11 protein-coding genes and 2 pseudogenes are annotated in these 13,608 nt (G+C 69.7%); 4 read left to right on the top strand and 9 right to left on the bottom strand.

Features of this window, described 5'->3' with window-relative positions; genetic code table 11:
- Positions 1-78 precede the first annotated feature (78 nt).
- A complete protein-coding gene (locus AB0I98_RS02470; protein WP_362934079.1) occupies positions 79-987 on the top strand; it encodes a LysR family transcriptional regulator in 909 nt (302 codons plus the stop codon).
- Between the two features lie 87 nt (positions 988-1,074).
- Here AB0I98_RS02470 and AB0I98_RS02465 read toward each other — a convergent pair whose 3' ends face one another.
- The 4 genes from AB0I98_RS02465 to AB0I98_RS02450 form a co-directional block, all read right to left on the bottom strand.
- Positions 1,075-1,905, bottom strand: a complete 831-nt coding sequence (locus AB0I98_RS02465; RefSeq protein ID WP_362934076.1) for a tetratricopeptide repeat protein — start codon at positions 1,903-1,905, stop codon at positions 1,075-1,077.
- 286 nt (positions 1,906-2,191) lie between these two features.
- Positions 2,192-3,745, bottom strand: a complete 1,554-nt coding sequence (locus AB0I98_RS02460) for an acyltransferase (RefSeq protein WP_362934073.1) — start codon at positions 3,743-3,745, stop codon at positions 2,192-2,194.
- Positions 3,746-3,923: 178 nt separating this feature from the next.
- On the bottom strand, positions 3,924-4,181 hold the full coding sequence (locus AB0I98_RS02455; RefSeq protein ID WP_362934070.1) for a hypothetical protein: 258 nt from the start codon (positions 4,179-4,181) through the stop codon (positions 3,924-3,926).
- A gap of 200 nt (positions 4,182-4,381) precedes the next feature.
- Positions 4,382-5,488 carry a DUF4037 domain-containing protein gene (locus tag AB0I98_RS02450; protein WP_362934067.1) on the bottom strand — a complete coding sequence of 369 codons (1,107 nt, stop codon included), beginning with the start codon at positions 5,486-5,488 and terminating at the stop codon, positions 4,382-4,384.
- A gap of 128 nt (positions 5,489-5,616) precedes the next feature.
- Between AB0I98_RS02450 and AB0I98_RS02445 the strand changes: the two genes are divergently transcribed.
- Positions 5,617-7,473 carry a hypothetical protein gene (locus AB0I98_RS02445; protein ID WP_362934064.1) on the top strand — a complete coding sequence of 619 codons (1,857 nt, stop codon included), beginning with the start codon at positions 5,617-5,619 and terminating at the stop codon, positions 7,471-7,473.
- Between the two features lie 30 nt (positions 7,474-7,503).
- On the opposite strand, the gene AB0I98_RS02440 is transcribed toward AB0I98_RS02445, so the two are convergent.
- On the bottom strand, positions 7,504-7,824 hold the full coding sequence (locus tag AB0I98_RS02440) for a hypothetical protein (protein WP_362934061.1): 321 nt from the start codon (positions 7,822-7,824) through the stop codon (positions 7,504-7,506).
- 134 nt (positions 7,825-7,958) lie between these two features.
- Between AB0I98_RS02440 and AB0I98_RS02435 the strand changes: the two genes are divergently transcribed.
- Together AB0I98_RS02435 and AB0I98_RS02430 are read left to right on the top strand one after the other, a co-directional pair.
- Positions 7,959-8,738, top strand: coding sequence for a hypothetical protein (locus AB0I98_RS02435; protein WP_362934059.1), 780 nt, complete (start codon positions 7,959-7,961; stop codon positions 8,736-8,738).
- Between the two features lie 78 nt (positions 8,739-8,816).
- Complete coding sequence (locus AB0I98_RS02430) at positions 8,817-9,245, top strand: hypothetical protein (protein WP_362934056.1); 429 nt, start codon at positions 8,817-8,819, stop codon at positions 9,243-9,245.
- 18 nt (positions 9,246-9,263) lie between these two features.
- Here the strand turns inward: AB0I98_RS02430 and AB0I98_RS02425 are convergent, their stop codons facing one another.
- From AB0I98_RS02425 to AB0I98_RS02410, 4 genes and pseudogenes are all read right to left on the bottom strand, one after another.
- The gene (locus AB0I98_RS02425; RefSeq protein ID WP_362934053.1) at positions 9,264-10,967 is read right to left on the bottom strand and encodes a glycosyltransferase; all 1,704 of its coding nucleotides are present in this window, start codon (positions 10,965-10,967) and stop codon (positions 9,264-9,266) included.
- Between the two features lie 199 nt (positions 10,968-11,166).
- Positions 11,167-11,874 (bottom strand): annotated as a pseudogene (locus AB0I98_RS02420) (pectate lyase); the annotation flags it as partial.
- 189 nt (positions 11,875-12,063) lie between these two features.
- Positions 12,064-12,459: pseudogene (locus AB0I98_RS02415) on the bottom strand (RICIN domain-containing protein); the annotation flags it as partial.
- A 348-nt stretch (positions 12,460-12,807) separates the two neighbouring features.
- On the bottom strand, positions 12,808-13,599 hold the full coding sequence (locus AB0I98_RS02410; protein WP_362934050.1) for an inositol monophosphatase family protein: 792 nt from the start codon (positions 13,597-13,599) through the stop codon (positions 12,808-12,810).
- Positions 13,600-13,608 lie beyond the last annotated feature (9 nt).

The following is a 13,608-nucleotide window of genomic DNA, read 5'->3' as shown; positions in this document are numbered from 1 at the left end:
TTGTCGGGTACGGACGTTTTCTTGCGGATCCATAGCACAATTGACCGCCAGTCATACGCGGTGCATATCGTGGGCCATGTGGAACTGAGACATTTACGGGCAGCCGTAGCCGTCGCCGACCACCTCCACTTCGGCCGCGCAGCCGCCGAACTGGGCATCGCACAGCCGCCGTTGAGCCAGGCCATCAAGGCGCTGGAGCGCGAGCTGGGCGTCTCGCTGTTCGACCGGGGCACCCGCCACGTGCGGCTGACCCCGGCCGGGGAGCACTTCGTCGCCGACGCGCGCGGCGCGCTGGCTCTGGCGGCGCGGGCGGAGACCCGCGCGCGTTCCGCCGGGCGCGGCGACATCGGCGAGCTCTCCGTCGGCATGGTCGGGTCCGCCGCGCTGCACCCGTTGCCCGCCGTACTGCGCGCCTACCGCACTCGCCACCCGGACGTGGTCGTACGCTTCAGCGAGCTCCCCACGGCCACCCAGATCGAGCGGCTGCGCGCACACGCGCTCGACGTCGGCTTCGTCCGTCCCCCGCTCCCCTCACCCGCCGACGCGGACTTCGCTCTCCTTCCGGTCTCCCGTGAACCGCTGCTCGTCGTGCTGCCCAGCGACCACAGGCTGGCCGACCGTCAGCGCCTGCATATCCGCTCGCTGGCCGACGAGCCTTTCGTACGCTTTCCCCGGCACCTGGGTGTGGGCCTCTACGACCAGATCACCACCCTCTGCCGGCACTCGGGCGGCTTCGAGCCGAGGGTGGTGCAGGAGGCGATACAGATGCAGACGATCGTCGGCCTGGTGGCGGCCGGCTGCGGCGTCAGCATCGTCCCGGGCTCGGTCGGGGCCCTGACCGGCCTGGGCGCGGTATTCGCCCAGCTGGTCCCCACCACAGCACCGACCGAACTCGCCCTGGCGGTCCCGCGCCACGGCGTCTCACCCGTCACCGCGAACTTCGTGGCCGTCGCACGGGACGTCACGCAGGTCCCGAAGACCGGTTGAACCGAACAGGGCAGGGAAACGTCCCTGCTCTGTCTGAGCGTCACCATCCCCGACTGCGTGCGCCTGCAGAGAGTCCGCCGCGCTCGGTCAAGCACCGTCGACGCGGTCGAGCAGCGCCCGCGCCTCGGCGGTACGGCGATGGTCCGGGCCGAAGGAGGCGAGGCATGCGTCGTGGGCGGCTGTGACGCGGGCGCGTGCCTCGCTGCCGCGGCCCAGCCCCAGGAGGGCGGTGGCCAGGGCCAGTTCGACGGCGCCGGTCTCCGAGCGGCACTCCTCCTCGGGCAGGCTGCGGCGCAGCTCGTCGGCGGACTCCGCCTCGGCGAGAGCCGCCTCGTGTCGGGCCTGGCCGTTGAGACTGCGGGCCAGGCCGAGCCGCAGGACCAGGGTGAACCGGTCCGGTACGTCGTGGGCGGCGAGGGCCTCGCGGGCGAGCGTCTCGGCCTCCGGGTGTCGGCCCTGCGCGTTGAGGGCGAAGATCAGTCCATTGCGGGCGGCCGCCACTATGTGCGGCATCTCCGGCCCTGCGCCGCGGGCCGCGGCCTCGGCGACGGCCGCGCACTCCGCCTCGCATTCGGCGTGCCGGGCGAGCGCGGTCAGCGCCTGGGCTCGATCCGAGCGCAGTTTGAGGGTCCCTGGGTGTTCGGCGCCGAAGATCCTGCGGAAGACCGGCAGCAGTGCGTCGTATGCGGCGAGGGCCTCGGCGTGGCGCCCCTGGGCGCCTGTCGCGTGCGCGGCGATACTCAGCGCCAGCGGTCTGTACGGGTCGTCACGCGGCCGGGCCCGGGCCGCGGCAACGGCGTGAGCCTCGGCCTCCGCCTCGGCATAGCGCCCAGCCCGGTACAGGGCCATGGCTTGCGCCAAGGGCGATCTCGCCACCTGTCTGGCCTGGCTGTGGCCCCGCGGCCGGAAGAGTCTCATGCCCGGAGCCTACGGATGCTGCGCACGCCCGCTCGACGATGGGGCAAGGGTCGGTCGGTGGTTCCTGCCCATCCCGGGTCGGGCGAGCCGTGCACACTGGCACCACACCGTTGTGAAGCGAGGCGTCGAGCGAGAAGTTGAGCGCCGGAGTGGCCGGTTGAGATGTCCTATGCCAAGTCGCTCAGTCCCTGTGGATGGCTCGAAAGGGGCCGCGCACCACGCCCGGAGCATGTCCGAGGGCCCGCCGAAGCCGCGTGCGACCCCGCTCCGGGCGCCCCTGGGGCCCTCAATTCCGGTATCTGGCGGGCCAGCAGGGACCCTTGACGGAGCTGACTTCGTGACGGCGGACTAGCGTCCGAGCCTCCGCCGTGCCCAACCCACCGCAAGGGCAACTGCGGCGATCGCAGACACGAGGATGGCCCCAAGGACCACCGTCACACCGGCTGAAATCACTGTTGTAACCACGATGACGATCCACAACGGCGCGTCGGACTCCATAGCGCACCCCCCAGCCGATCATGAGTACCAGGCAGGACGCCGGGCTGTGGACGATGGTTCCGCGGGCTCGACCACTGGGCGATGTGCATCGTGAGGTCGCAGGGCGGCGGTGGGGGGTGAGGGGCGGCAGGGGAGGTCGGGTCAGTCTTCGGCCCCATCTCTGGGCCGGTGCTTCGATATAGCGGTGCGTCAGTACGCACAGCGGTAACAGGGCGATGTAGAAGGCTACTTCGAGTACGAGGTCGTCGTGCGGTCGGCGTCCGATCGTGGCGTCGCTCACCGCCAGCAGCAGCGGGTGGACGAGGTAGAGCGAGTAGCTGATGGTGCCGAGTCCCGTCAGGAGGCGGGGGAACTGTCTTCGGCGTAGCGCCAGTCCGACGGCGAAGGTGAAGGCGGCCAGGGTGAAGGCCAGGATCCAGCCGCGGGGTGTGAAGTTGGCCCCGCCCTCGCCCCCAACCTCGCCCCCGTCGCCGTACGCACTTCCGACCGCGCAGGCCATCACCACGACGGCCGCGCACGCCACGTACGACCAACTGGTCTGGCCGGTGTCGGCCCGGTACACCGCCGTACCGAGGAACATCACGGCGAGGATCACCAGGCCTTCCCACACCGGGACCGTGCCGTTGAAGGCGACCAGGAGCAGGGCGAGGGCTCCGCCCAGTACGCCTCCGAAGAGGCGTAGCGCGGGCGATGCGGTGCTCGCGCAGCCGATGGCCATCACCATCACGGCCGAGGCGAGCGTGATCAGCGGGCCAGTGCCCAGTGCGTCGGACAGGGCCGGGGCTGGCAGTGCGAAGCCCGCCGCCACGGTCAGGGCTGCCAGTGCCGCCAGAGTGACGGCGACCGTGACGGAACGCCGGTGCAGGCGGACTGTGAAGAGGGCGACGACCAGGAGGTAGAAGGCCATCTCGTACGAGAGTGTCCAGAGGACGAGCAGGAGATTGGGTGTGCCCAACAGTTCCTGGAGCAAGGTGAGATGGGCCGCGGCCACCGACGCGACGCTCTGTCCGCCGAAGTCCCGGATCTCCGCCACGCCCAGCGCCCCGGCCGCCAGTGCGCCGGTGACGACGGCCGCCCACAGCGGGTAGATGCGGAAGACGCGGCTGATCCAGAACGTGCGTACGCAGCCTCGGCGTTCCAGCGATGCGGGGATGATGTAGCCGCTCACCAGGAAGAACACCAGGATGCCGTAGCGGCTGGTGTTGAACTCCGGCATCAACTCCCGTCGGAACTCCGCCATGAAGGAGTACGAGGAGTGGTCGAACACCACGACCAGCGCCGCGATGCCGCGCAGCGCGTCCAGCCAGCCGAGACGCGGCGGACCACCGGGCGGGCGGGGCATGACCGACGGACCGGACGTGGGTAATCGGGGCGGCGCGGAGAGTGAGGGCTTCATCTCCCTTCTCACGTGCCGTCCTTCTCTCCTGTTCAGCCGGAGACAGAAGCAGGGCCCCGGCCCCGGGCTTGTGGCCCGGGTGCCGAGACCCGTTGCGGTGAGCGCTACCAGTTTCGGATCTCCGCTAGTGGCCGTGGCCGCAGCTGGAGCCGACGTGCTGGTGCATCCCGCCCGCGTTGCCTTCGCCGTTGATGGCGTTGCCCAGGAGGCCGGGGAGGACGCCGATCTGGCTCAGAAGGGCGAGGTTCAAGTCGTGAGACTTGCAGCCTCCTCCGCCGCCGTACATGACGGGTGCGCTCTGGGCGGTCGCGGTGCCGGTGGCTATGCAGCTGAACGTCCCAATCATGGCGGCCGCAACAGCGGCCTTCTGAAGCTTGCGCATGTCTCCTCCTTCGTGAGTAGAGCGCACCATCAAAAGATCCACTTTGCGCTCGTATCGGAGGCTAATCCGATATGTCCCACGGCGCTCTTCGGAGCTGCCATCCGGGGCGCAGAGCTGCCATCCGGGGCACGAGACACGCCCAAACCGGCTACATCGGCCCCTTCCAGGGCCCTGGCTGATAACCCCTCACCCTTCACCGCTCACCGCGGCTTCCTCATCACGTCGCTCACCGCCCGCGTCAGTTCCGGTCGTGTCAGGACGTCCGTGCTGTCCATGAACTGGTCCGCAGAGCCGACGGCCGGCAGGTCCCGGAGGGTGGGGTCGGTGATGCGGGCGCTCAGGGCGCGGGCGAAGCGTTCGGCGTGCAGGACCTGGAAGGGGCGGGAGTGGTACGGGCGGGTGGTCGGGTCCATGCGGTCGGTGAGGTCCAGCTGGTTGTGGATGCCGGCGACGATCTCGTAGGCCTGCGCGAGGTGGTGTTCGCGGGTGTGCCAGTCCGTGGCCGCGAGGGCGGCGGTCAGGACGGGGGTGAGGCGGGGGGCCGCGTGGGTGCGGGCGAAGGCGCTGCCGAGCCATTTGGCGTACGGCGGGTAGCGGCGGTCCATGAGGAGGCACAGCCGCATCAGGTCACGGACGAGGCGGGCGGCGACGACGGCGGAACCGAGTTCGTCGCCGACCTCGCCGCAGCGGCCGACGAAGGCCTCTTCCTGGGAGACGCGCTGCCATTGGCAGGCCAGGACGTGGAGCCAGACGTCGTGCGGGTACCAACGGAGGGTGTGGCGTAAGGGGCCGAGTTCATGCAGGCCGTCGTGGAACACGGCGCCGCCGGTGACCTCGGCGAGGAGCTGGGTGGGTGTGGCCAGCCAGTCGGTGGGGGTGACGCCCTGCCACGGGTCGAAGCCGAGTTCGTCGGTGAACCAGGCGGCGCGGTGGGTGACCTCGATGCGGTGGTGGACGGGCCCGTCGGTGTCCCGCATGACGCGGGTGTCGCCGTCTCCGGTGGGGGCGAAGTGGGTGGGGTAGCCCGCGAAGGTCTTCGGAAGGTGTTCGGACAGTACGTGTCTGATCCGGCCGCCGTGCCGGGAGACGTCGCTTCTGCGGAGGAAGAGCTGCAGACGTGGGCCCCATTCGTGGTCCGCCGAGCGGGGGGTGTCGAAGCCGAGGACTTCCGATCCGCTTCCGATCCGGGCCGCGGAGTGCGGGATTCCGGGGGCGGCTTCCTCGAGGAGAGGGCGTACGGCATCTGTGTAGAAGCGACGGGAGAGTTCAAGGCCCGGTATGAATGGTGGCATATTCGTGAAGCTCATGCCGGTGCACCTTCCCCGTCCGCACATGATCGTGCCGAAAAGTTTCTCCTCCGCCGCGCGAACGTCGTACGGCATCAAGTCGCCTTGCTCGGAACGGCGTTGTCAGACCCGTCCGTTAGCGTTCTTTCATGACTTCAGGCAACGGGAACACCGCAGGTCGGCTGGACGAGTTACGCGCGGGCGTGGACACGGCCACGCCGGTTCAGGCGCGTAAGGCGGTACGAGAACTCGTCCTCGTCGTCGACGACGGGGAGGCACTCGAACTGGCCGTGCGGTACGCCCCTACGGCGGACCTGTCCTCCGAGATGCTGCTGCGGCTGTGGGAGGGGGCCGCCGATCCCGACGCGTTCTGTGCCGCCCTGCTCGCGCCCGCGTTCCGCCGCGAAGGACGGACCGAACTGCGGTTGCAGCGGCGCGGTTCGCTGCTGGGCCTGCGGCATCTGACCATGCTGCGTACGCTCCACCTCTTCCGGTGCAAGGAGATCACGGACCTCACCGAGGTCGGCGCGCTGAGCGGGCTGACCGAGCTCGATCTGAACGGCTGCTCGGGCATCGAGGATCTGACGCCGCTCGGCCGGCTCACCGAGCTGGTCCGGCTCAATCTGCACCGGTGCCGGGGCGTGACGGACTTCGTGCCGCTGCTGACGCTCGGACGGCTGCGTGAGCTGGACCTGAGCGTGACCAAGGTGTCCAGGCTGTCCGCCGACGACGGTCTCGGCCCGGCGTTCCCCGTGCTGGAGAGCCTGTCGCTGCGCGCGTGCCGTGCCTTCAAGGAGGCACGGCAGCTGTCCGGGCTGCGGCGGCTCACCCGTCTCGACCTGGGTCATACGCGCATCCGCGACCTGGCAGGCGTACGGGATCTCCCCGCCCTCACCCACCTGGATCTGCGGGACTGCGCCCAGCTGCGCGGCCTGACCGGCATCGACGCCCTGACCGCGCTGACCGACCTGGTCCTCGACAACTGCCCCCGCCTCAGCACCCTGAACGGCCTCGGCGCTCACCCCCGGCTGACCCAGCTCACCGTCGCGAAGTGCCCCGAACTGCGCGACCTGGTCGGGCTGTCGCCGCTGGCCGGCCTGACCGAGCTGAAGATCAAGCAATGCGAGCGGCTGATGTCCGTGCGCGGCGTCGGAACGCTGCGCACCCTGACGACGTTCCTTGTCACCCTCTGCCCCGCGCTGGAGGACTACGCCGAGCTGAGCTGCCTTCCGTCGCTCAGCCACCTGAAACTGCACGGACTTGAGCAGCTCCGGGATCTCTCACTGTTCGACGCCGTCCCGGGACTGCGGCGGCTGGACATATGGCACTGCCCGGGACTGACCGACCTCGAAACACTGGGAGAGCATGGCCAGTTGACCACGTTGACGGTCGGCGTATGTGAGAACCTGCGGACACCGGGCAGCCTCACCGGCCTGCCCGCCCTACGGGAGGTGGAGTTCAGCTGCCGGTCCATGATCGACCTGGGAGGCCTCGGCAATCTCCCCTCGCTGAGGAAACTCGTAGTGATCAGCGGCACGTTGGAAAGCATCGACCCCGTGGCCGGGACCCCGCTGGTCGAGGTGGCACTGTACGGAGTGGATGGACTGACGTCCCTTCGTGCCCTTGAGCAGTGCCCCGACCTGCGCGAGCTGACGGTCCACCGGTGCGTCCATGTCGAGGAACTCCCCGTCGGCACGCCCGGCGCGCTCTCCCTCGCCTTCCTGGACTGGAAGGACCTGTCACCCCTCACCGGCCATGACGGCATCCGCACGCTCCACCTCAACTCCATGAACGCGCTTTACGACTTGAGCGCCCTGACCACCCTCCCCTCCCTCACCCACCTCAGCTTCAACACCGTCTCCGGCCCGGAGAACTTCGAGATCCTGCTCGAACTGCCGACCCTGGAGCGGCTCACGATGCCGGGAGGACTACACAGGAGGAGAGGGCTGTACGACACCGTCGTGGACGAACTCGCCGGGCGCGGGGTGGCCGTATCGCACGGGTGAGGTTCTTCAGGACTCGCAAGGGTGAGGTTTTCAGGACGCCTGGTCCGTGCTGCCGCCGCCGCGTAAGGCGCGGGCGCAGCAGCCGATGATCGTGGCGTTGACGAGCGCCCCGATCACGACGGCGACGACGAGCATCGCGCCGTTGTCCGGCAGCGCGAGCAGCAGCAGGCTGACCGGGGCGGTGGCGAGCAGCGGTATGACACCCGCCATGGACTCGTCCGAGCTGTCGGCGACGGTCACCGCGAGCGCCCCTACGAGCAGGAGGGAACAGATGGCAAGGTAGACGCGGGCGACGATGTCGCTGAGCGCGAGACGCAGGATGCGGGGAAGGGATCGGCCGGAAGCTGTCACGGTGGTGGACTCCTCGGTGGGGTCGCGTGCTGTGCGGCGGTTCGCTCTCTTCGACCTGGACAACAGACCTGGACACCACCCCGGTTGACCGGCAACTCGCTTTCCATGCCCACCCGTACACAGGAATGCCACCGATGCGGCCGGAACTCACCGAGCACTACATCTTCAAGGACAGCAGGGCGATTGTGCTGGAGCGCGGATTCGAGTGGGATTCCGCGTCCGACCGGGATCCGCTCGAGTGGGAGCGCGTCACCGCTCACTATGCGGTCCGAGCACTGACCTCGCTGTGTGAGGGGCTCATCAGACCCATGACGTTCGGCGTGACCCGGCAGTGGGTGGATGAGGAGTTCGACGTGCCGCTCGGCGGTGCCGGCAAGCCACCGCGATGGAACTGGTTCCTGAAGACGCCGCAGTCACCGCCTGACGCCGAGTCGGCTTACGTGGATGAGCAGGTCATGGAGACGGCGACGCTGGACGAGCGGTCGATGCTCGCCGCGGTCGACCGCGCACTCGACGACCCGTGTACGGCACCCGAAGGCGATCGCCTGGCATGGGACGAGCTGCGCATCGACCACACCTGGGCCCGGCTGCCCGAACCCGAGCGGCACATGGAGAACGGCGAACTGTGCATCGACGACTACGACAACCAGCTGCACCGCGTTCGGATCCCTCTTGAGCGTGCGCACGGCCACATATGGGCGACCAAGGCCACGGTGTGGTACCCGTTCCTGCTGGGGGTGACCAACAAGCACGGCACGTCGTACCCCGACGGGCGCGAGTACGACGAGATCATCGAGCTGACGATCAGCGTCAACTGGTCCTTCTGGTGGAACCCCGGACCGGGCAGAGCCATGCTCGACCAAGCGGTGAACCGCCTCATTCGGCAAGGGTGGCGCGACGCGTACCCGCAGTGACTTCGGGACGGGTCCCCGGACCCAGCCGGTATCCATGGCTTGAGCTTCGGCAGGTCATTGGTGACGGGGTGGGTAGCGATGTTGTTGCTCAGCGAGATCGGGATGCGGGTGGGGACGGGCGCAGCCGGTGTGGGTTCGGCAGTTCTGGCGGTGACCTTCGGTGATCTTGTGATGCGCCTGGTGGCTGTCTGGCTCGCCGTGATCTTCCTGAGCCTGTTCACGGTGATGGTGGTCGCGGACATCCGGGAGTGGCGGGGCCTTCCGCCGCCGAAGATCCTTCGGACCGGCCGGCCCAGACCCGCCGAATGGGTCTACGTCGTGGTCTTCGACGCCCTCATGGCTCTCATCGTCTACGCATCAGTCCTCGACGTGCAGCGGGGCGGTACCGGCGAGTTGATGATCGCCGGCGTGATGTTCGGCGTGATGGCCCTGCTTCTCACCGGCGGCGTCGTGCGCCGTTGGTGGCGGCATCGCGGCGACGCCGGGACGACCGGCGGGAGTCGTTGAACGCCTCGTTGGGCGGCGTCAGCGTCCGTCGCCGGATGGTCGCGTCCATGGATCGGCTCTGCGGACGAGTGTCGTGACGTGGTGGCCCAGGGGCGGCGGGAGGCGGTGGAGGAGGGTGCGGGCCCTGCGGCGGAGGGCAGGGGACGTGGTGGTCCGCAGGAGGGCGCGGTGGGCGACGGTGGTCTTGCCCGGTGAGCCCACGGACAGGCGGAGTTGGGAGTCCCGGGGCGTCCAGTTGGGGATGACCAGGCGGGGTGGGGTGCCCACGGTCATCGTGGGCAGGTGCGGGCCCGGGCCTGTAGCTGCCTCGGGGTGCGGGGCCGCCGTCACGCGCATGTGGCGGCCCACGCCGAGGAGTTGGGCGTAGGCCCAGACGTTGTGGGTGCCGGGAGGCAGGGGCCGGCCGCCGGTCAGCGTCAGGGGCTCCAGGGCGGTCGTGCCCGAGACGACCACCCGGTGCCGGCCGCCGCCCAGCGGTTCGGTGCGGGGGGCGAGGTCGGCGTCCGGGTACCACGAGAGGTTGCGGGACGTGTCGTGGAGGCGCAGTTCCCCGTAGGCGTATCCGAGAGGGTCCGGCACATCCCAGTCCTCGGCGCCCTTGATGCCGTACAGGAGATCGGGGTCCAGGAGCAGGCGGCCGTAGCGCTCCACGAGGGTGAGGGGTTCGCCGTCGGGGCGGAACATGCCGATCGTCGTCGTCACGAGGAGGCGGTCCCCGTCACGGCGGATGGCGTCGACGGTGATCCAGGGTCTGATCTCCTGGACCCGGCGGGCCAGTTCGACCAGGGAGTCCAGCAGGCCCTCCTCCAGCAGGGTCGCCCTCAGGCGGGTGATCGCCGGGAGGCCCTGCCGGACGCCCGGCGGGTAGCAGTCGAGAGCCATACGGCGTACGACGGTGAAGTACCGCTCGAGGGCCTTCCCGGTGCGTTGCAGGGCGCGGGGCTCGCTCACCGGGCGGAGGAGTTCCACCCGGTAGGAGCGGCGGAGCAGATGGTCCTGGAGCGGGCCCGGTTCCGTGCCCTCCCTGATGGCTTCCACGACGGAGCGGAGGTGGCCGTAGTAGACCTCGGGGGTGGTGGCGCAGGCGCTGGTGTGGCCTCCGTCGTCGCGGCGGTTCCAGACGTAGCACGGGTGGTCGCCGAGGATGGAGACCGTCTTGGCGCGGACGTAGGCCCGGGCCATGAAGACCTGGTCCTCCAGGCGGACCCGGCCCTCGGGGAACTCGATGCCGTGGTCGAGCAGGAAGCGGCGCCGGAACATCTTGTGCGGGGTCAGGCTCTCGAAGAGCGGGGCGTCGGCGGCGGTGCACCGCTCGACGGTGCGTTTGAAGACGCTGCTCGGGCCCTGCATGGTGCCGATGACCTTGCCGAGGACGATGTCGGAACCGTTGCGGACGGCGAGCCGGTGGAGGCGTTCGAGCGCCTCGGGGGTCAGCTCGTCGTCCTGGTCGACGAACTGGACGTACTCCCCTCGCGCGAGACGGACACCGACGTTGCGGGGTCTGCCGGGCCAGCCGGAGTTCTCCTGGTGGACCACGCGGACGTGGGGCCAGGCTGCGGCCAGCCGTTCGAGACGTCTGCCCGAGTCGTCGGTCGAGCCGTCGTCGACGTAGATGATCTCGTACGCGTCCGGTCCGAGGCTCTGGCCGAGGAGGGAAGGGGCGCAGCGCTCGATGTAGCCGCCCGCGTTGTAGACGGGCACCACAATGCTGACCTTGAGCATCTCGACCCCCTCTGTATGGATCGGGTGTGGATCGGGGCAGTCACCACGTTATGAGAGGTTTCGGGCCAGGGCGAGCCGTCACGCACGTCGGCCCTCACCGCAGTGACCGTGCGGTGAGGGCCGAGGTGCCGCTCAGGCCCCGTTTCCTGAGCGTGTTGTGGTGAGCCCCTCGTCCCGGGGGCTCACCACGGGAGATGGATCACTGGTGGGTGACGGCCGAAGCGCTGTACTTGCAGTGCGTGCTGTCCGGGCCCGACCCCAACGACGTCGGCTCGTCACCGGAGTTGTTCCCCTTGAAGCGCTCGCAGACGGTGATGTCCTTGTCTCCGACGACGGTGACACCCGAAAGGGTGGCCGTGTCGCCGAAGTTGGCGTTGACGCCGACGAGGACCTGGCCGGGGGCGGTCGCCTTGACGTTGCTGATGACGAGATGGCGCTGGTACTGGGTGGAGCAGTTGCCGCAGGAGCGGACCAGCTTGCCGAAGTCCTCGACCTGGAAGTTCTTGATGGTGAGGGTGCCGGCGCCGTTGAACTGGAGGACCTTGTCGTCCGCCTTGCGCGCGCCACCGCCGTCGACGACGTACTTCGCCGACGCCGACTTGCCCTTGAAGCTGGCTGCGTCCTCGCCGACGTCCTCCCACCACACGTTCTGCAGCGTGCAACTGCCCAGGCAGTGAACGCCGTCGGCGGCCGGGGAGCCGAGGACGACGTTCTTCAGGACCGCGCCGTCGGCGAGTCGGAAGAGCGGGTCCTGCCCCTCGGACTGACTGTCGCCGCCGAGGCCGCCGGAGCCGTAGAAGCGGGCGAGGCCGCCGTCGTACGTACCGGAGACCGCGATCGTCGCCGACACCGCCTTGTTGCCGGTGGGGGTCGGCCAGGCGCCCAGGGTGGCGGTGCCGCTGGTGGCGGCCGGGGCGGCAGTGGGGGTCTTGGTCGCGGGGGCGGACGTGGAGGGGGTAGCCGAGGGCGACTTGGTCGCGGAGGCGGACGGCGACGGGGAGGGGGAGGGCGTCTTGGTGGCAGAGACCGTAGGCGTCGACGACGACGTCGGCGTCGCGTCCCCCTCCCCCACCAGCGTCCAGCTCTTCGTCGTCGCCTTGTCACACGAGTTCTGCTGGAGCAGCCCCGCCTTCACGTTCAGGCACTTGGCGCTCTTCGCATTGACCAGGTGGTACGCGTCCCCAACCGCGGCCGGCTTCCACACCTGCGCGGCACTGCCGTCGCACGCCTGCAGCTGTACGGCCTTCCCGGCCGACGTCGACGCGCCCTTCACCCCGGCGCACAGTGCGCCGCCCGAGGACTTGACGGTGAATCCGCCGTCGCTGTCGGCCAGTTGCCAGGTCTGGGCAGTCCGCCGGGAGCCGGTGTTCGCGCACGCGGCCGTCGCCAGCCGGGTTCCGGCCGCGGTCGACGGTACGGTCACGCAGGTGCTGTCGGCGGCGTTCACCAGGTGATACGTGCCGGTGCCGGGGCCCGACGCCGACGCCGTCATCAGCACACCGCCGGTGACCGCGCCAGCGCCGAGCGCCACGACCACGCCGCCGATCAGCACTCCCCTGCGGCGGCTCGTCTTCCTGCGCCGTGGCCTGCGCACAGCTGCTCTCTCGCTCACGTCGTCGCTCTCGTTCGGAGGTTGGGAGGGCGGAAGCGGCCCGTCGAGGCAGCCGTGCGTTGCCTTCTGCCGCATGGGATGCCGCTCCTGTGCCGCTCCTGCCGCATCAGCCGTCTCTCGGGCCGCTTCCGTCCCTTCAGTTGCCGCCGGAGGGGGAAGGGTTGCCGCGAGTGCGAGATTCTTTGCGCGCCGATTTTTGTGCGCCGAGGTGGGTTCTCGAGCCGCTGATCACTCAGGCCGTACGGTCGCCCGCCACAACTCCGCTGCCTCGCCCGCCACTCCGGGTGCCGTCAGCAGCAACGGCTCGTTGTACGCCGGGAGTTGTGGCAGCGCCACCGCGCCCGCCTCCGTGGCGATGAGGAGGGCCGGGAGGCTGTCCACGGGGTGGAACTCGCCGATCGCGGTGGCGGAGGCGCGGCCCGCGGCGACCTGGGCCAGGGAGAGGGCGGTGGAGCCCATGACGCGGACGGTGCAGTGGCGGGCGGAGAGTTCGGCGAGGAGGGCGTCCATGCCGGGCCAGTGCGCGTGGGCGGCCCATTCGGTGAGGAAGACATGGCCGGTGAGGGTGGTGTGGTCGGCGGCGTGGGTGGGGGCGCCGTTCAGGTGGGCGCCCCTGCCGCGGGCCGCCGTGAAGATCTCGCGGCGCCACGGGTCGGCCACGACGCCCAGGAGGGGGCTGCCGTCGGGGGCGGCCAGGCCCAGGGAGAAGGAGCACCAGCCGATGCCGTGCGCGTAGTTCGTCGTACCGTCGACCGGGTCGATCACCCAGTGCGGGGCGTCGGCCGCGCCTTCGTGGACGCCGTGTTCCTCGCCCTCGATGCCGTAGGAGGGGAACTTCGAGCGCAGCAGCGACCGTACGTACCTCTCGATCTCCTCGTCCGTGTCCGTGACGATGTCGGCGGGGCTCGCCTTCTCCCGCACCGGACCGTCCGCCGCGCCACGCGGACGGCGGATCACCTCCGACGCCCACTCGGCCAGCTTGGTCGCGACGGTCAGGGCGTGGTCGAGGTCATCGGTCACGGTTCGCTC

It is taken from the genome of Streptomyces sp. NPDC050211 (genome assembly GCF_040656035.1).
Classification (GTDB): domain Bacteria; phylum Actinomycetota; class Actinomycetes; order Streptomycetales; family Streptomycetaceae; genus Streptomyces.
This window is presented reverse-complemented; position numbering and strand designations above follow the sequence as displayed.